Raw genomic sequence first — 18168 nt, forward strand, 5'->3', positions numbered from 1 at the left:
GTGCCTCCTTGCGCGTCCATACGCGATCGCCCCATCGCCAATAGTGCTTTCCTGCATATCGTAGAATTACGATATATACTTCGTCCTGTAGCGATGCAGATGCGTCGACGCCATCCGGCGTCCCGGCTGCCTGTTGTCGAATAGCTTGAACGAAACCCAGATGAAACCCGATATCGACGCGATCCACAAAGCGCTTGCCAACCCGGTCCGCCGGGAGATTCTCGGCTGGCTGCGGGAGCCGCACGCGCATTTCGCCGATCAGGAGTTGCCGCTCGATCACGGCGTATGCGCGGGCAAGATCGACGCGCGCTGCGGCCTGTCGCAGTCCACCGTGTCGGCGCACCTCGCGGCCTTGCAGCGCGCGGGGCTCGTCACATCGAAACGGGTCGGTCAATGGGTCTTTTTCAAGCGCAACGAGCCCGTCATCCAGGCGTTCCTCGATCATATGAACTCCCGGCTCTGAACGCTTCGCTCGCGTCGCCGCGCTACCTTCATCACGCAGTTTTTTCAGGCTCGGGCCGCGCCCGTCGCCAAAGGTGAACTCTTATGCCGACTCTTTTCGATCCGCTGCAAATTGGCGACATCACGTTGTCGAACCGCATCATCATGGCGCCGCTGACGCGTCAACGCGCCGAAGAAATCCGCGTGCCGAACGCGCTGATGGCGCGCTACTACGCCGAGCGCGCGACGGCCGGCCTGATCATCAGCGAAGCCACGTCGGTCACGCCGCAAGGTGTCGGCTACGCGGAAACGCCGGGTATCTGGTCGCAGGAACAGGTTGAAGGCTGGAAGCTCGTCACGAACGCCGTGCACGCCGCGGGCGGCAAGATCTTCCTGCAACTGTGGCACGTGGGCCGCATCTCGGACCCGCTGTTCCTGAACGGCGAATTGCCGGTTGCGCCGAGCGCGATCGCGGCACAAGGTCATGTGAGCCTGGTGCGTCCGGAACGTCCGTACGTGACGCCGCGCGCGCTGGAACTCGCTGAAATCGCCGGCGTGGTCGAAGCGTTCCGCCAGGGCGCGGAAAACGCGAAAGCGGCGGGTTTTGACGGCGTCGAAGTGCATGGCGCGAACGGCTATCTGCTCGACCAGTTCCTGCAGGACAGCACGAACAAGCGCACCGATGCCTATGGCGGCCCGATCGAAAACCGCGCGCGTCTGCTGCTCGAAGTGACCGACGCGTGTATCGACGTGTGGGGCGCGAACCGCGTCGGCGTGCATCTCGCACCGCGCCGCGACTCGCACGCGATGGGCGATTCCGACCCGGCCGGCACCTTCGGCTATGTGGCCCGCGAACTCGGCAAGCGCAAGATCGCGTTCGTTGCCGCCCGTGAATCGCTCGGCGACGACCGCCTCGGCCCGCAGTTGAAGAAGGCATTCGGCGGCCCGTACATTGCGAACGAGAAGTTCACGAAGGAGACCGCGCAGCAGGTGCTCGACGCGGGCGAAGCGGACGCGGTGGCATGGGGTCAACTGTTCATCGCCAATCCGGATCTGGTGCGCCGGTTCGAGACGAATGCGCCGTTGAACAAGCCGAATCCGGCGACCTACTATGCGCGCGGCGAAACCGGCTACGTGGATTATCCGGCGCTGGAAACGGTGGAATAAGCGGCCGCGTGTGAATCGCGGGACGCTGTAAAAAACGCGCGGCGGGCGATGAGCGAACGATGCTCGGCTCATCGCCCGCCGCATTTTTTTGCGCGTGATCCGTTCACAACGTTCGCACGTTCACTGCAATCCGTGCGCGCCGAAATCCCGCACGTCACTCAAGATCACGCCGCATGAACACGCGCTTCGATTCGTCGAGTCCTCGCGCGATATGGGCGTCGCGCCGCGCGATCAACGCCGTATCGAGTTCGGCTTGCTCGATATCGCGAAACCCCAGCCGCCGATAGTACGGCGCGTTCCACGGCACCTCACGATACGTCGACAAAACGAGTTGCGGCAATTGCCGCGTGCGCGCGAGTTGCGCGACCTGCTCGATTAGCGCAGCGCCGATGCGCCGCCCGGCATGCGAGGTAAGCACGTCGAGCTCCTGAACATAGACGCGCGCGGGCTGCGGCTCGAACATCACGAAGCCCGCGCACTTTGCATCGGCGTCCACCGCGACGATGATCTCGCACGCGGCGATCTTGCGTTCGACGAGCGCCAGCGCCATCGGCGGCGCATCGGCAATCCCGCTCATGCCGACACTGGCGAAGCGCTGGCCTGCTTCGAATTCGATCGTGCGAATCACGCTCGCCTCGCGCGGCGCGGCAAAACGGAAAGTGACAGTAGGTGCAGGCTGCATGGCGTTTCGAAGCGACGATATCGCCCGATATTTGACATCCCCATCGACAAATACACAAGTGCTTGCGCTGCCGCGGGACTACACTCCTGACATCTGACTCCCCTCCGGCCCAAGATGGATCTCCTGAATGTGTTGCAGGTCGCGCTGCATCTCGACCAGCACCTGAGCACACTGATCACGCAGTTCGGCAACGGCGCATATGTGCTGCTGTTTGTCGTCGTGTTCGTCGAGTACGGCTTCCTGCCCCTGTTCTTCCTGCCGGGCGATCCGCTGATTTTCATCTGCGGCGCGCTTGCGGCCACGGGTGCGCTCAATGCCTGGATCGTCGCTCCCGTGCTGTTCGTGGCGACGGTGGGCGGCAGCATCGTCGGCTATGCGATCGGCCACGCGGTCGGCGAAAAGGTCTATACCGCCGACTATCGCTGGCTCAGCAAGCGCGCGCTGCGTAAAGCGCACGATTTCAGCGAAGCACGCGGCGGCCTGACCTTTCTGCTGTCGCCATTCATCGCCGTGGTGCGCACGTTTGCGCCGTTCGTCGCCGGCGTTTCGCGCATGACGTTCTCGCGTTTCGTGTGGCTCGTGAGCGCCGGCGCGGTCCTGTGGGTCGTCTTGCTGATGGCGGCCGGCTTCCTGTTCGGCAACATGCCGATGGTGCGCGATCATATGAGTGCGATCGTCCTGCTGGGCATTGCGCTCGGTGGCGCCATGTTGATCGGCGGCACGCTATGGCGCCTGGTCCATCGGCGCTTGCGCGCTCCCTGACCTCCGGGCACGGCATGCCTCGCGTGACCTGCGTGGCGGCAGGTCGCGCCAGCGCCCTCAGCTTGACTCGAAGGGTATACGAAGGTAACCTTCGCAGGTAACCTTCACATCTGGCCGCCATCGCATGAGCAGGAATGCCCCTTCGCCTACCCCCGAAGCGCTGCACGCATTGGCTGAAGACCTGCGCGTGGTGGGCGTGAAACTGCGCCGCCGTCTGCGTGAAGAGTCCAATGTGGGCGACTTCACGCCTTCGCAAATGCAGGTTCTCGCCCTGCTGGAGCGCGAAGGTCCGGCTACGGTCACGGCGCTCGCGCGGGCGCGGGGCATGCGCCCGCAATCGATGGGCGAAACGCTTTCGGCGCTGAAAGCCGCGGGATTCGTCACCGGCGCACCCGATCCGAATGACGGCCGGCAGACGGTTCTCTCCCTGACTCCGGCCTTTCGCAAGAAAATCAAGGCCGCCCGGGCCGCACGCGAAGACTGGCTGTTTCGCACCATCCAGACCCACTTCTCGCCGGCTGAGCAGCAACAACTCGCAATCGGCGTCGACCTGCTCAAACGCCTGATCGACTCGTAACGACTCGTACCATCCTGGAGCACACCATGGCACTCACCACTCTCGATGCAAAGACCGCACTGATCGTCATCGATTTGCAGCGCGGCATCGTCGCACTGCCCGTCGTTCACCCGGCGAGCGAAATCGTCCAACGCTCGGTCGCCGTCCTCGACGCGTTTCGCCGCCACGGTCTGCCCGTGGTGCTCGTGAACGTCGCGGCCGGCGCACCGGGCCGCACCGACCAGGGGCGCCACAGCGGCGACTTCCCCGCCGGTTTCGCGGACCTCGTGCCCGAACTGAAGCAGCAGCCGTCGGATCATCTGGTGACCAAGCGCACCTGGGGCGCGTTCACGAACACGGACCTCGAAGCCTATCTGCGCAAGGAAGGTGTGACGCAAGTGGTACTGGTGGGTATCGCAACCAGCATCGGCGTCGAATCCACCGCACGCTACGCGAGCGAACTCGGCCTGAACGTCACGCTCGTCGTCGACGCGATGACCGACATGAACGCGGATGCGCACACCAACAGCATCACACGCATCTTCCCGCGCCTGGGCGAAACCGGCACGACGCAGGAGGTCCTCGCCCTGCTCGACAGCACGCGCGCATGACCATACGCCTGAGCGCGCGCTCGCGCCTGCTCACAGCATGGTTCGCCGCTCGGACGGGAAGCAGGCTGTGACAGGCACTTTCCGTTCGCTGCGAAATTTCAACTACCGGGTCTGGGCGAGTGGCGCAATCGTCTCGAACGTCGGTACATGGATGCAGCGTACGGCGCAAGACTGGCTCGTACTCACGGAACTCACGCATCACAATGCGACTTCCGTGGGTATCGTCATGTCGTTGCAGTTCGGACCGCAAATGCTGTTGCTGCCTCTCACCGGCTATGCGGCCGATCATTTCGACCGCCGCAAGCTGCTGTTCGCCACCCAGGCGGCGATGGGCTCGCTGGCATTGGCGCTCGGTCTTCTCACGATCACCGGGCTCGTGCAGCTCTGGCAGGTCTACGTTTTCGCGGGGCTGCTCGGCTGCGTCACCGCGTTCGATTCTCCGGCGCGTCAAACCTTCGTATCGGATCTGGTCGGCGAAAGCGATCTGGCGAATGCGGTCGGCCTCAATTCGACCTCGTTCAACGCGGCGCGCATGATCGGGCCCGCGGTAGCGGGGCTGCTGATCGCCTCGGTGGGCACCGGCTGGGTGTTCCTGATCAACGCGCTGTCTTTCGTCGCGGTGCTCGGTTCGCTGCGCATGCTGCGCCTGCACGAACTGCATCTGAAGCCGCGCGCCGTCCGCTCGCGCGGCAGTTTCGTCGAGGGCTTCAGGTATGTGTGGACGCGTCCCGATCTGAAAGCGGCCTTGCTGATGCTGTTCCTGATCGGCACGTTCGGACTGAACTTCCCGATTTTCATCTCCACGATGTCGGTCACGGCCTTTCACGCGGGCGCCAGTCAATACGGCGTGTTGAGCTCGACGATGGCGATCGGCTCGGTCACCGGCGCACTGCTCGCCGCGCGCCGCGCGCGGCCCCGGATGGCGCTGCTGCTCGGCGCGGGCGCGATTTTCGGCGTGGGCTGCACCGTGGCCGCGCTGATGCCGAACTACGTGCTGTTCGGCATGGCGCTCGTCGTGATCGGCGTATCGACGCAAACCTTCACGACCTCCACCAACAGTCTCGTGCAGCTCACCACGGAGCCCGCGATGCGCGGCCGCGTGATCGCAATCCTGCTGGCGATCGCACTGGGCGGCACGCCGCTCGGCGCACCGGTGGTGGGCTGGGTCGCGGATCGGTTCGGCCCGCGCTGGGCGCTCGGCGTGGGTGCCGCATCGGGGTTCGCTGCGGCGCTCGTCGGTCTGCTTTATCTGGTGAAGTACCGGCAGTTGCGCGTGTACGTCGAAGGGCGACGGTTGCGCTACAGCATCGACGACCCGCGTCCGGTTGCGAGCGCGGCAACGTCTTACGTCGGTCCCGTCACCGCGGTGCAGAGCGCCGCCGTGAGCGAAGCGGAGGAAGACGCTTCGTCGAGCGTTTAGACAACGCCGCCGATCTGATTCAATGCAAAAAAGCCGCGCCTGATTCGATCAGGCGCGGCTTTTATCTGTACCGCCGTACTGGTGCTGCGCGGCAGCTTACTTGGCGACCGGCATCGTGAATTCCGCGCCCTTCGCGATGCTGTCCGGCCAGCGCTGCATGATGCTCTTGTAGCGCGTATAGAAGCGCACGCCCTCTTCGCCGTACGCATGGTGATCGCCGAACAGCGAACGCTTCCAGCCGCCGAACGAGTGCCACGCCATCGGCACCGGAATCGGCACGTTGATGCCGACCATGCCCACCTGAATCTGCCGGCCGAACGCACGGGCAACGCCGCCATCCGAGGTGAAGAGCGACACGCCGTTGCCGAACTCGTGCGCGTTGATCAACTCGACGGCGCTAGCGAAGTCGGGCACTCGCACCACCGCCAGCACCGGGCCGAAGATCTCTTCCTTGTAGATCTTCATCTGCGTGCCGACGTTGTCGAACAAGGTACCGCCGATGAAGAAGCCTTCCTCCGCCGCCACCGGATGCGCGCGGCCGTCGACGATCAGCTGCGCGCCTTCCGCCTCGCCCGAGGCGATATAGCCGGCCACCTTGGCCTTATGTTCGGCGGTAACCAACGGCCCCATCTCGGCGTCGAGGTGCTCGCCATTCTTGATGACGAGCGATTTGACGCGCGGCACCAGTCTGTCGATCAACTGGTCGGCGACATCGCCCACCGCCACGGCGACCGAGATCGCCATGCAACGCTCGCCCGCCGACCCGTACGCGGCGCCGATCAGCGCATCGACGGCCTGGTCGAGATCGGCGTCCGGCATCACGACGAGGTGATTCTTCGCGCCGCCCAGCGCCTGCACGCGCTTGCCGTGTTTCGACGCTTCCGTGTGAATGTATTCGGCGATCGGCGTGGATCCCACGAACGACAGCGCCGCGACGTCCGGGTGTTCGATCAGCGCATCGACAGCCACCTTGTCGCCGTTCACCACATTGAATACGCCGTCCGGCAGACCCGCTTCCTTCAGCAGTTCGGCGATCCGCAGCGATGCCGACGGATCACGCTCCGACGGCTTCAGCACGAAGGTGTTGCCACATGCGAGCGCGACCGGGAACATCCACATCGGCACCATCACCGGGAAATTGAACGGCGTGATGCCGGCTACCACGCCGAGCGGCTGACGCAGATTCCAGTTGTCGATGCCGCCGCCGATCTGGTCGGTAAAGTCGGTCTTCAACAGGTTCGGAATGCCGCACGCGAACTCGACCACTTCAATGCCGCGCACCACTTCGCCTTGCGCGTCCGTGAACACCTTGCCGTGTTCGCGCGTGATCAGCATCGCGAGTTCGTCGTGATGCTGATTCAGCAGTTCCTTGAATTTGAACAGGATGCGGGCGCGCTTGAGCGGCGCCGTTTCGCTCCACGCAGCAAACGCGGCCTTCGCAGCCTTGACGGCCGCGTCCACTTCTTCGACCGAAGCCAGCGCGACCGAACCGGTCACCTTGCCTGTCGCGGGATTGAACACGTCCTTGAAGCGGCCGCTCGTCGGCTCGACCGGCGCACCGCCGATGTAATGACCCAGTTGCCGCACCGACAGCTGCGCTTCTTTGTTCGCTACATTCATGTTCTGACCTCGTGTTCGGGATAGGCCACGGCGCTTCGCCACCTGGCCGTGAGCAAGAAATATCGGGCTGCGTCGCACAGCGCATGAAAGCGGCGGGCCGCCCGCTGCGCTGGCTTCATGAAGACCCGCCAACTGTATCGACGGCGCCGGTCATACTCCCGATACAGCGCGATAGAACCGCGCCTCACTGTATTGTTTTTTGCGTCGCAACTGTCATGGGGCAGCGCGCGTCGGCAGCGAAGCGATACGCACACGCGGGCGACTCACGACGCGCAGAGCGTCAAAACCCGCCCACGCCCCGCGTGACGAGTGCGTACGGTCCGCACGTCAACTGTTCCCTGAGGAATTCGATGCACACCTGGATCTTCGCCGACGACGACAGCCGCTCCGCCGTCACGGCCCACACATCGGCGGACTGCTGGTAGTCCGGCAGCACGCGCACCAGTTCGCCGGCGCGCAGACTCTCGGCTACATCCCAGATCGACACCATCACCACGCCGTAGCCGTCCTTGGCCCATTGCACGACGATATCGCTGAGATTCGACGCGACCGTGCCCGTCACCTTCACGCTCTTTTCGCCATCCGGTCCGGCCAGACGCCAGACGCCGAAGCGATCGTCGCGGCCGCGAAACAGCAGGCAGTCGTGTTGTGTCAGGTCGCCCAGATCGGCCGGCGTGCCTCGCCGCTCGAGATAAGCGGGCGACGCGCAAAGAATCCGCGCGCTCTCCACCATCTTGTGCGCGATCAGATGCGGCTCCTGCACTTCGCCCACGCGCACGTCGATGTCAAAGTTCTCGCCAACCAGGTCCGCGCGGCGGTCCAGCAACTCCAGCCAGATCTCCAGATTCGGATGACGCTCGCGCAGCATCGCGAGAATCGGCGACACGTGTTTGCGGCCGAGCCGCAGACTCGTGCTGATACGCAGCAGCCCGCGCAACTCGGTACGGCGATCGGCGAACGCATCGGCCATGCCTTGCACGTCGTCGAGTATTTTCTGCGCCCACTGCAAAGCGGCTTCGCCATCGCTCGTCACGCTGACCCGCCGCGTGGTGCGCTGAAACAGCTTCACGCCGAGACTGGCCTCCAGCATCGCGATCCGCTTGCTCACATGCGAGGGCGACAAGCCCATCTCCGTCGACGCCGCGACGAAGCTGCCCCGCCGCGCGATGTTGCAGAACAGCTGGAGATCACGCAGGAAGGACTCATTGCTGGCTGTGAGCGCATTCTGATTTTCCATCTGGGCGCATTGTGTCCGTGCAGAAGCACATTACCCTAGCTCCAACGGATTGATCGGGCAAGCCAGGGCAGACCGGGCGCGATCTTCCGGACACCCAGGTACTGGTTAACCCTGTACCGCAATGCGGCAACGACCGGTAACAGAGCGCCGGCCAGCGCGTCCCGGAAAGTCCTGGCTTGCATAGTTTTGATTTCAGCGCGCCAATGAGTCAGCCATAGAAGCTGACAAAAACATTTCTGTTCAGGAGACGATATGGAAACGAACGCATCGGCGAGCACCCACGGGCATGGCTCGCAAGCTCGCAAAGCAACCGCCAGCGGCTGGATCGGCTCGGCGCTCGAGTACTACGATTTCTTCATCTACGCTCAGGCGGCCGCCCTCATCTTCCCTCAGCTGTTCTTTCCATCCGGCAACCCGAAGATCGCGATCGTCGCCTCGCTCGCCACCTATGGCGTCGGTTACGTCGCGCGGCCGATCGGCGCGGTCGTGCTCGGGCATTGGGGCGACACCCACGGCCGCAAGAACGTGCTGCTCGTATGCATGTTCCTGATGGGCTTCTCGACGATGGCGGTCGGCTTCCTGCCTACCTACCATCAGGTGGGCATGCTGGCGCCGACGCTTCTGGTGATCCTCCGTCTGATTCAGGGCTTCGCCGTCGCCGGTGAAATCTCGGGCGCGAGCTCGATGATTCTCGAACACGCGCCATTCGGACGACGCGGCTACTACGCGAGTTTCACGCTGCAGGGCGTGCAGGCGGGCCAGATTCTCGCCGCCGCCGTGTTCCTGCCGCTCGCCTACTTCATGGACGATAGTGCCTTCAACTCGTGGGGCTGGCGGATTCCGTTCCTGCTCAGCGCGGTGGTGCTGATCGCCGGCTACTACATTCGCCGCGAGGTGGACGAAACGCCCGCCTTCGCCAAGGAAGACGCGAGCGGCAACGTGCCGAAGTCGCCGATCGTCGAAGCCTTCCGCTACAACTGGGGCGATATGCTGCGCGTGGTCGGCTGCTCGCTGATGAATGTGATTCCCGTGGTCGCCACGATCTTCGGCGCGGCGTATGCGGTGCAGCAGTCTTACGGCATTGGTTTTTCGAAGAGCGTCTATCTGTGGATTCCCGTGGTCGGCAACATCGTCGCGGTGCTGGTGATTCCGTATGTGGGCAATCTGTCGGACCGTATCGGGCGGCGCCTGCCGATCATCGTCGGTGCGCTCGGCGCGGGCCTGCTCTCGTTCGCGTATCTCTACGCGATCAGCATCCGCAACGTGCCGCTCGCCATGGTCATGTCGATCCTCATGTGGGGCATCGTCTATCAAGGCTATAACGCGACCTTCCCGAGCTTCTATCCGGAACTGTTCCCGACCCGCTCGCGCGTGTCCGCCATGGCGATCGGCCAGAACATCGGTACGACGATCACCGCACTGCTGCCGGCCCTGTTCGCCTACGTCGCGCCGCCCGGATCGAACAACATCCCGCTCACCATCGGCGCGATCACGTTCGGCATCACGGTCATCGCGGCGGCCACGGCATGGAGTGCGCGCGAGAACTTCCGCGTCAAGCTGAGCGATCTGGGTCAACCCGACGCGGTGCCGATCGACAAGCACAGCTATGAAGCCCTGCGCGCGCAGACCATGGCCGACGCAAAAAAAGCCGTCGCGTGAGCGCCGACACTCACGCATCCGAGCGCAACCGCAGAGGACCCAATTCATGAACAGGACCCGGATCGCCGTGGCCGGTGCGGGCTATATCGGCCGCGCGCATATGGGCGTCGCGCAACAGAGCGGCACGTGCACGCTGTCGGCGATCGTCGATCCTTCGCCGGCGGCCGGGCCGATCGCCGCGCAGGCCGGCGTGCCGCTCTACCGCACGCTCGACGAACTGATCGAACGGGACCGTCCGGACGGTGTGATTCTCGCCACGCCGAACCAGTTGCATGTGGAGCATGCGTTGGCCTGCCTCGCGGCCGGCGTGCCGACGCTCCTCGAAAAGCCGATCGCGCCGACCGTCGATGAAGCCGAGATGCTGGTCGGCGCAGTCGAGCGCAGCGGCGTGCCATTGCTGATCGGCCATCACCGCGCGCATAGTCCGATCATGGCGCGCGCGCGGCAACTGATCGACGAAGGCCGCCTCGGCAAACTGGTCGCGGTGATGGGCAGCGCGGTGTTTTTCAAACCCGACCAGTACTTCGCCGACGCCGAATGGCGGCGCAAGCCAGGCGGCGGCCCGATTCTGCTGAACATGATTCACGAAGTGCACAACCTGCGCATGCTGTGCGGCGACATCGTCGCCGTGCAGGCTTTTTCCTCGCATGCGACGCGCGGCTTTCCGGTCGAAGACACGGTCGCGATCAATCTGCGTTTCGCGAGCGGCGCGCTCGGCAGTTTCATGCTGTCGGACACCGCGGCGAGCGCGCGTAGCTGGGAACAGACTTCGCAGGAAAACAAGGCCTACCCGTCGTATCCGGACGAAGATTGCTACGTGATCGCGGGCACGTTCGGCTCGTTGTCGGTGCCGACCATGCGCCTGAAAACGTATGGCAAAGCCGAGGACCGTTCGTGGTGGAAACCGTTCGACGTGAGCGTCGCCGCCATGACGCGCGACGATCCGCTCAAGCTGCAACTGGCTCATTTCGAACGCGTGATTCGCCGTGATACGGAGCCGCTCGTGAGCGCCCGGGACGGCTTGCAGAATCTGCGTATTACCGAGGCCATCGCCGAAGCCGCGAACGCGGGCTCGGTCGTGGACACCACGCCCGCCGTCGCGTCGGCTCATTAATACCGTGCGGTGCGCCACGCGGGCAAATTCATTCTTCAGGATCCCAGATGAAAACCTTCGTGATGCTGCACGGCATCAACCACAACATGTTCGGCAAACGTGATCCGGCGCAATACGGCACCATCACGCTCGCTGAAATCGACAGCAAGCTGCAGGCGCTCGGCAAGGAACTGGGCGTTCACGTGGAAAGCTTCCAGACCAACAGCGAAGCCGCCATGTGCGAGCGCATTCACCAGGCGTTCACCGACAACGTCGACGGCGTGCTCATCAACGCCGGCGCATGGACGCACTACAGCTACGGAATTCGCGACGCGCTCGCCATTCTGGTGGTGCCGGTGGTCGAAATCCATATGTCGAACATTCACGCGCGCGAAGCGTTCCGGCATCAGTCCGTGTTCGCGGAGATCGTCAAAGGGCAGATTTGCGGCTTTGGCGTCGACAGTTATCTGCTCGGGCTACGGGCGGCTGTGTCGGCGACTGTCTAGCTAGCGGAGCATGCCTGGCGTTGCGTGCGGCCTCTTTTCACGCACGCAACGCCACGTCGCGTGTACTACGCCATTAGCGCCATTGCTCAGTCAGTTCGTTGGCCAGCACCATCTTCTCGCGCACCACGTCCACCAACACGGCATCGACACCGCCCTGCGCTTTCAGGAACTTCAGCGCGGCGGAATGCACCGTGCGCATGGCGCGTCCGTCGATCCCCGCCATGCGTGCCGCGCTGCGCCGCGTTTCTTCGACCAGATCGCGGGCGCTGCCGAAGTCGGGCGACAAACCGCTCTGCGCTTCGAACGCAGCGCGCAAACCTGCCGCGTAGTCGCGCGACTGCCCGAGCCGGTCGATGTCGACCAGCAAATCGACGCCCTCGGCCATTCGCAACGCGCAGAGAATCCACAATGCAACGAACGCCCGATAGGCGTTATTGCCTTCCGCCGTGCGCGCGTATTGCTCGCACGCCGCCGCATAGGCGTCGTCCGGCATCGATCCCACGGGCGGCAAGCTCGCACCGCAAACATCGATCGCCTGCCTGACCAGCGGGTCCGACTGATTCAGACCGAGCACACGAAACGGCGCGGCGACGAAAAACGGATTGCTCCATTGCTGACTGAGCAGCCATCCCGAGGCGAACTGCGACGCGGGATTGCGCAGCACGCCCACGTGCATCGCCTGGGGAAAGGCCTGTTTCAACCAGGGGAGCCGGCCCGACGAGCGGCAAAACTTGAAGACCGGCACGCTGTTCTGTTCGACGGTACGTTCACACAGATTGCGCAAATAGGCCTGTAAGGCAGGGAATTCCGCATCCGGCACGCTCGCGAAACGATCGATGCTGAAGCGTTTGCGATAGCCGGCCACGCCGCGCGCGCTGTCCTGAAGGAACGGGCGGTACTCGTCGAAGTAAGGCGCGGCGAGCGGTGGATGCCCCGAGGTCAGCGTGGGACGGGAGGCGGCCACGTCGGCGAGGCTCAGTTCGGCCAGCACGTTGCTGAGCGGTTCATAAAAGCCGGTTGCCGCGTCGAGTTCACGCAGACGGGACCAGACCCACGTGCCTGCGCTGCGCCAGCCCGTGTGCAGAAATACCGCCTGTTTCAGCGCACTTTTCCGCGCGGCCTCGTTCGATCGGGAAACCGGCCCGTCAGCGGTGCTCGACGGACCATTCGACGGCCCTTGTGACAACGGCATGGGACTTCTCTTCTGAAAGCGACAACGATTCGATGGAAAGCGGACACTGCCCGCGCCGCTGCATGGCGGCTCATACTTTAGCGGGCCGGGCTGTCGGCTTCGTGACGGAAACATCACTTTACCTTGCGAGGCCGCGCCGCGTTCGCCCGGGTGCACAGCCGACGGTCATGGAACAGCGCCGCCAAACGCATTATGCTGCCAGACTTGCGCACTCATCCATTGCTGATATGAACGATTCGGCCGATATCCGGTTCCTGCTGACCCTCCGCGAAAGCGGCAGTCTGATCGCCGCAGCGCGCAAACTGGGGCTGTCGCCGTCGGCTGTCACGCAGCGCCTTCAGCAACTCGAAAAGAAGCTAGGTGCGCAGCTGGTGAACCGCACCGCGCGCCGCCTGCATTTCACCGACGAAGGCACGCTGCTGTGCGAACGCGGCGCCGAACTCGTCGAGCAGTTCGACGCATTGTTCGACGACTTGCAGATGCGCCGCGGCGGCCTCGTCGGTACGCTGAAAATCAACGCCCCGCTAGGATTCGGGCGGCGCCATCTCGCGCCCGCGATCGGCGAGTTCCAGCAACAGAATCCGGATATCGACGTCGCGCTCACGCTCTCCGACCGGCCTTTGACCGACACGCTGGATCGTTTCGACATCGTCGTGCATATCGGCGAGTTGCCGCTATCGAATCTGGTCGGCTACACGATCGCGCCGAATGCGCGTTTCGTCTGCGCGGCGCCCGCGCTGCTCAAGCGGCTGAGGGCGCCGCAGTCGCCGGACGAGTTGAGCAGGCTGCCGTGCATCCTGCTGCGCGAAAACAATGAAGACGTGTCGCTGTGGCAGTTCAGCAAAGGCCGCATGCGCCGCAGCGTGCGCGTATCGGCGCACCTGAGCTGCAACGACGGCGACGTGATCCGCAAGTGGGCCTGCGAGGGACGCGGCGTGATTCTGCGTTCGGAGTGGGACGTCGCCGACGATATCGCCAAAGGAAAGCTCGTGCGGTTGCTGCCGGGATGGAAAGCACCGGACGCGAATGTGATCGCGCTCACACATCAGCGCGCGGGGCTGCCGGCGCGCACACGTCATTTCATGCAGTACTTGCAGAGTCGATTCAGGCCGCTGCCGCCGTGGCGGCGATAGTCCGCGAGCCACGCATCAATTCAGTTTCACTGAATCTATGAGTTACTTCATCTGAACGCCCGGCCACCGACGAAACTTTATAATCGACTCACCGTCCACCGCCGGTTAGATCATGACTCCCCCCGCCTACCCCAAAGCTGTCCTCTTCGACCTTCTCACCGCGCTGCTCGACTCGTGGACCTCATGGAATCACGCGGCGGGCTCCGAATAGGCGGGCCGCGCATGGCGCGCCGCCTATTTGCGTCTGACTTATGGCTGCGGCCGCTATGTCGCGTATGAGCAGCTCGTGCGCGAAGCCGCCGCGCAAGTCGGCCTGCACGACGGCGCCGCGCACGCGCTCGAGGCAAACTGGCTCGACCTGACGCCCTGGCAAGGCGCACTCGACGCGCTGCGCGCACTCGAACCGCACTGCAAGCTCGCGGTCGTCACTAATTGCTCCACCCGCCTCGGCACTCAGGCCGCCAACCTGTTCCCGATCCGCTGGGACGCAATCGTGACCGCTGAAGAAGCCGGCGTGTATAAACCGGACCCGCGTCCGTACCGGCTCGCGCTCGCGAAACTCGGCGTTCAGGCTCACGAGGCCGCGTTCGTGGCCGGTTCCAGCTACGACATGTTCGGCACCGCCGCCGTCGGCTTGCGTACATACTGGCACAACCACGTCGGCCTTCCGCTCGTCGCGGGTGCCGAGGCGCCCGAGATCGAAGCGCCGACGCTCGACTCGCTCATCCCGTGGCTCGGCCGTTTCGGCCTGTGAGCCCACATCACTTCCATCCCCGGTGACAGCATGAAACTCGAACAGATCGAAACTCCGGCCGCGCTGATCGATATCGCGCGAATGCAGAAGAACATCGCGCGCATGCAGGCGCGCATGAACACGCTAGGCGTCGCGTTCAGGCCGCACGTGAAGACCACCAAATGCATCGACGTGGTGCGTGCGCAGATCGCGGCCGGCGCGCGCGGCATCACGGTGTCGACGCTGAAGGAAGCGGAAGCGTTCTTTGCCGCCGGCATCCATGACATTCTCTACGCGGTCAGCATGGCGCCCTCGAAGTTGCCGAGAGCGCTCGCGCTGCGCCGCCAGGGCTGCGATCTGAAGCTGGTGGTGGACAACCCCAACGCCGCGTCGGCGCTCGCCGCATTCGGCGACCAGCATGGCGAAACCTTCGAGGTGTGGATCGAAGTCGACACCGACGGACACCGCTCGGGCATCACGCCTGAAGAGGACACGTTGCTCCAGGTCGGCCGGATTCTGCATGAAAACGGCGTGAAAGTGGGCGGCGTGATGACCCACGCGGGTTCGAGCTACGAGCTCGATACGCCGGCGGCGCTCGCCGCGCTCGCCGAGCAGGAGCGCGCGGGCTGCGTGCGCGCGGCGCAACGGCTGCGCGAGGCCGGCATCGCGTGCCCGGCGGTCAGCGTCGGCTCGACGCCCACCGCGCTCGCCGCCGCGCAACTGGACGGCGTCACCGAAGTGCGGGCCGGTGTCTACGTGCTGTTCGACCTGGTCATGCACAACGTCGGCGTGTGCGCGCTCGACGACATCGCGCTCAGCGTCCTCGCCACGGTGATCGGTCATCAGGCGGACAAAGGCTGGGCGATTCTCGACGCGGGCTGGATGGCGATGAGCCGCGATCGCGGCACGTCGAAACAGTCGCACGATTTCGGCTACGGCCAGCCGTGTCTGCTGAACGGCACGCTGCTGCCCGGTTATGTGGTGAGCGGCGCGAATCAGGAGCACGGCATTCTGTCGTCGACTGAAGAAGCCGCGCAGCTCGACGATATCGCGGAGCGCTTTCCGATCGGCATGAAGCTGCGCATTCTGCCGAATCATGCATGCGCGACCGGCGCGCAGTTTCCCGAGTATCACGCGGTCGCGCCGGACGGCCACAGCGTGGAGTGGCGACGCTTTCACGGCTGGTAGGCACACGCGGCCCCAGGCCTTCAGCAGCCCCGCTCACTCACCCTCTTCTCCCAGCCCCGCCAGCAGATCGTCGACCGCGCGATACACGCGCTCGACGATCTCCGGCCCCACCTTGCGCTCCAGTTCGCGATAGTGCGCTTCGAGATCCTTCGAAATCACGCGCACCAGTTCCACGCTCGTGTCCGTCAGCGACACCAGCACGCGGCGCTGATCCTCCGCAAAACGCTCCTTGATGACGAGGTCCATGCTCTCCATGCGCGCGAGCACGCCGGCCATGCTCGGGCTCGAAATCGTACAGATATCGGAAATGTGGCGCGGCTCCATCGGGCCGTGCTCGTCGAGCGCGCGAATCACGCGCCATTGCTGCTCGGTCAGTCCGTGAGCGGTAATGAGCGGACGGAAACGCTCCATCATCTTTTCTCGGGCGCGCAACAACAGCATCGGCAGGTTGCGGTGCAAAACTCGGGTGGCAGCGGACATGTGGGAAAAGGAATAAAAGCAGCCGGCGAAGCTTAAGGGAAAACCCGCGATCAATCGACAGCCTATTGACCATGAATCATATCAAGCGCAATACTACTAACATGTTAGTGTTTTCGCTGAGTTTTTTCCCGAGAGTCTGCCTTTATGTTCGCCCTTGCCGATCACCTGCTGCATCCCGAAGGCGACCCACTGCCTCGCGACGTGGACGCGCGCACCGCGGCCGCATTGCTTGCACGCGGCATCGCCTGCCGCGCGCCGGTGCATGGCGCGGTGTATGGAACCCTGCTGAACGATCGTGCCGCGCTGGACGCGTTAGGCGACGCGGTGCATGAGGCTCCGTATAAAGCGCCGCCGAAAGCGCCGGTTCTTTATCTGAAGCCCCGCAACACGCTCGCCGGACATCGCGCGAAAGTTGTCGTGCCGGACGATGCGTTGGGGGTGGAAGTCGGCGCGTCGCTCGGTATCGTGATTGGCCGCACTGCAACATGCGTCGACGCGAATCGCGCGGCCGACTATATCGCCGGCTATACGCTGATCGCCGACCTGAGCGTGCCGCATGCGAGCGTGTACCGGCCTTCGGTGCGGTTTCGCGCGCGCGACGGCTTCTGTGTGGCTGGACCGGTGGTGGTCGCCGCGCGCCACGTTGCAACGCCGGACGATCTCACCATCGAAGTCGCGCTCAATGACGCGGCGGTCTTTGCGGCAAGCACCGCGTCGTCGGTGCGCAAGGTCGCGCAATTGCTCGCCGACGTCACCGATTTCATGACCCTGGGCGCAGGCGACGTGATCACGCTCGGCGTGCGTCACGGCTCGCCGATCGCGCATATCGGCGACACGGCCACGCTGACGATCGGCGCCATGCCGCCACTCACGGTGTCGTTTGTCGGCGCGCCCGAACACGATGGAGAACAACGATGATGCGCGGCCGTGTTGCGTACGCGGGAGCGATTCACGAGGCCTATCCCGACGCCTATGGTGTGCGCCTCGCGGACGGCCGCGTGCGTCGCGAAGATGAGGTGGTCTGGCTTGCACCGATCGAAGTCGGCACGATCTTCGCACTCGGGCTGAACTACGCCGAGCATGCGAAGGAATTGCAGTTCAGCAAGCAGGAAGAACCGCTTGTCTTTCTGAAGGGGCCGGGCACGGTGCTCGGTCATCGCGGCGTCACGCGCCGCCCCGCCGATGTCACCTTCATGCACTACGAGTGCGAGCTGGCGGTCGTGATCGGCCAGAGCGCGCGGAACGTGACGCGCGAAAACGCGCTGCAGCATGTGTCAGGCTACATGATCGCCAACGACTACGCGATCCGAGACTACCTCGAAAACTACTACCGCCCCAACCTGCGCGTGAAGAATCGCGACGGCGGCACGGTGCTCGGCCCCTGGTTCGTCGACGCGGCCGACATCGGCGACGTCACGCGGCTGGAATTGCGCACGTTCGTGAACGGCACGCTGCAACAACGCGGCAACACGCGCGATCTCGTGACCGGCATCCCGGCGCTGATCGAATACCTGAGCGGCTTCATGACCCTCGCATCCGGCGACGTGATTCTTACCGGCACGCCCGAAGGCATCGTCAACGTGAATGCGGGCGACGAAGTGGTCTGCGAGATCGACGGCCTGGGCCGTCTCGTCAACACGATCGGCTCGGATGCGGACTTCGGCCGCGCCTGAGCGACTGAAAAATAT

Annotated in this window: 18 protein-coding genes and 1 pseudogene; 14 read left to right on the top strand and 5 right to left on the bottom strand. The window is 64.2% G+C overall.

All coding sequences use genetic code 11. From position 1 onward, the window contains the following. Positions 1-160: 160 nt before the first annotated feature. Together PQQ53_RS10275 and PQQ53_RS10280 are read left to right on the top strand one after the other, a co-directional pair. Positions 161-463 carry an ArsR/SmtB family transcription factor gene (locus PQQ53_RS10275; RefSeq protein ID WP_121321401.1) on the top strand — a complete coding sequence of 101 codons (303 nt, stop codon included), beginning with the start codon at positions 161-163 and terminating at the stop codon, positions 461-463. An 83-nt stretch (positions 464-546) separates the two neighbouring features. Next, positions 547-1608 carry an alkene reductase gene (locus PQQ53_RS10280; RefSeq protein ID WP_408323948.1) on the top strand — a complete coding sequence of 354 codons (1062 nt, stop codon included), beginning with the start codon at positions 547-549 and terminating at the stop codon, positions 1606-1608. Positions 1609-1762: 154 nt separating this feature from the next. Here PQQ53_RS10280 and PQQ53_RS10285 read toward each other — a convergent pair whose 3' ends face one another. Beyond that, positions 1763-2290 carry a GNAT family N-acetyltransferase gene (locus PQQ53_RS10285; RefSeq protein WP_408323950.1) on the bottom strand — a complete coding sequence of 176 codons (528 nt, stop codon included), beginning with the start codon at positions 2288-2290 and terminating at the stop codon, positions 1763-1765. A 114-nt stretch (positions 2291-2404) separates the two neighbouring features. Here PQQ53_RS10285 and PQQ53_RS10290 point away from each other — a divergent pair, with 114 nt between their 5' ends. The 4 genes from PQQ53_RS10290 to PQQ53_RS10305 all read left to right on the top strand — a co-directional run bounded on the left by PQQ53_RS10290 (position 2405) and on the right by PQQ53_RS10305 (position 5639). Then, complete coding sequence (locus PQQ53_RS10290; protein WP_408142531.1) at positions 2405-3052, top strand: VTT domain-containing protein; 648 nt, start codon at positions 2405-2407, stop codon at positions 3050-3052. A 124-nt stretch (positions 3053-3176) separates the two neighbouring features. After that, complete coding sequence (locus PQQ53_RS10295) at positions 3177-3629, top strand: MarR family winged helix-turn-helix transcriptional regulator (protein WP_408142533.1); 453 nt, start codon at positions 3177-3179, stop codon at positions 3627-3629. 26 nt (positions 3630-3655) lie between these two features. Further along, positions 3656-4219 carry an isochorismatase family protein gene (locus PQQ53_RS10300; RefSeq protein ID WP_408153040.1) on the top strand — a complete coding sequence of 188 codons (564 nt, stop codon included), beginning with the start codon at positions 3656-3658 and terminating at the stop codon, positions 4217-4219. A gap of 67 nt (positions 4220-4286) precedes the next feature. Next, positions 4287-5639, top strand: a complete 1353-nt coding sequence (locus PQQ53_RS10305; RefSeq protein ID WP_408323952.1) for an MFS transporter — start codon at positions 4287-4289, stop codon at positions 5637-5639. 96 nt (positions 5640-5735) lie between these two features. Here the strand turns inward: PQQ53_RS10305 and PQQ53_RS10310 are convergent, their stop codons facing one another. Next, on the bottom strand, positions 5736-7259 hold the full coding sequence (locus PQQ53_RS10310) for a CoA-acylating methylmalonate-semialdehyde dehydrogenase (RefSeq protein WP_408153042.1): 1524 nt from the start codon (positions 7257-7259) through the stop codon (positions 5736-5738). 280 nt (positions 7260-7539) lie between these two features. Then, entirely contained in the window at positions 7540-8496 is a 957-nt protein-coding gene (locus PQQ53_RS10315; protein WP_408323953.1) for a LysR family transcriptional regulator, read from the bottom strand. A gap of 252 nt (positions 8497-8748) precedes the next feature. On the opposite strand from PQQ53_RS10315, the gene PQQ53_RS10320 reads away from it, so the two are divergent. From PQQ53_RS10320 to aroQ, 3 genes are read left to right on the top strand one after another with little or no spacing between them, the layout of a single operon-like run. After that, positions 8749-10155 (top strand): MFS transporter, encoded by a 1407-nt coding sequence (locus PQQ53_RS10320; RefSeq protein ID WP_408142543.1) that lies wholly within the window; start codon positions 8749-8751, stop codon positions 10153-10155. Positions 10156-10201: 46 nt separating this feature from the next. Next, complete coding sequence (locus PQQ53_RS10325) at positions 10202-11269, top strand: Gfo/Idh/MocA family protein (protein WP_408142545.1); 1068 nt, start codon at positions 10202-10204, stop codon at positions 11267-11269. 47 nt (positions 11270-11316) lie between these two features. Continuing rightward, entirely contained in the window at positions 11317-11754 is a 438-nt protein-coding gene (gene aroQ / locus PQQ53_RS10330) for a type II 3-dehydroquinate dehydratase (RefSeq protein ID WP_408323955.1), read from the top strand. 73 nt (positions 11755-11827) lie between these two features. On the opposite strand, the gene PQQ53_RS10335 is transcribed toward aroQ, so the two are convergent. Beyond that, positions 11828-12946, bottom strand: coding sequence for a hypothetical protein (locus PQQ53_RS10335; RefSeq protein WP_408323957.1), 1119 nt, complete (start codon positions 12944-12946; stop codon positions 11828-11830). A gap of 227 nt (positions 12947-13173) precedes the next feature. On the opposite strand from PQQ53_RS10335, the gene PQQ53_RS10340 reads away from it, so the two are divergent. The 3 genes and pseudogenes from PQQ53_RS10340 (at position 13174) to PQQ53_RS10350 (ending at position 16000) form a co-directional block, all read left to right on the top strand. Then, positions 13174-14079, top strand: coding sequence for a LysR family transcriptional regulator (locus PQQ53_RS10340; protein ID WP_408323959.1), 906 nt, complete (start codon positions 13174-13176; stop codon positions 14077-14079). 112 nt (positions 14080-14191) lie between these two features. Continuing rightward, a pseudogene (locus tag PQQ53_RS10345) lies at positions 14192-14833 on the top strand (HAD family hydrolase). 30 nt (positions 14834-14863) lie between these two features. Continuing rightward, complete coding sequence (locus PQQ53_RS10350) at positions 14864-16000, top strand: DSD1 family PLP-dependent enzyme (protein ID WP_408323961.1); 1137 nt, start codon at positions 14864-14866, stop codon at positions 15998-16000. Between the two features lie 33 nt (positions 16001-16033). Here the strand turns inward: PQQ53_RS10350 and hpaR are convergent, their stop codons facing one another. Beyond that, entirely contained in the window at positions 16034-16441 is a 408-nt protein-coding gene (gene hpaR, locus PQQ53_RS10355) for a homoprotocatechuate degradation operon regulator HpaR (protein WP_408324117.1), read from the bottom strand. A gap of 183 nt (positions 16442-16624) precedes the next feature. Between hpaR and PQQ53_RS10360 the strand changes: the two genes are divergently transcribed. Both PQQ53_RS10360 and PQQ53_RS10365 read left to right on the top strand, forming a co-directional pair. After that, positions 16625-17398, top strand: coding sequence for a fumarylacetoacetate hydrolase family protein (locus tag PQQ53_RS10360; protein WP_408323963.1), 774 nt, complete (start codon positions 16625-16627; stop codon positions 17396-17398). Then, complete coding sequence (locus tag PQQ53_RS10365; RefSeq protein ID WP_408323965.1) at positions 17395-18153, top strand: fumarylacetoacetate hydrolase family protein; 759 nt, start codon at positions 17395-17397, stop codon at positions 18151-18153. The genes PQQ53_RS10360 and PQQ53_RS10365 overlap by 4 nt, the downstream gene beginning before the upstream one ends. Positions 18154-18168: the final 15 nt, after the last annotated feature.

This window comes from Paraburkholderia strydomiana, from assembly GCF_046030495.1.
Lineage (GTDB): Bacteria > Pseudomonadota > Gammaproteobacteria > Burkholderiales > Burkholderiaceae > Paraburkholderia > Paraburkholderia strydomiana_A.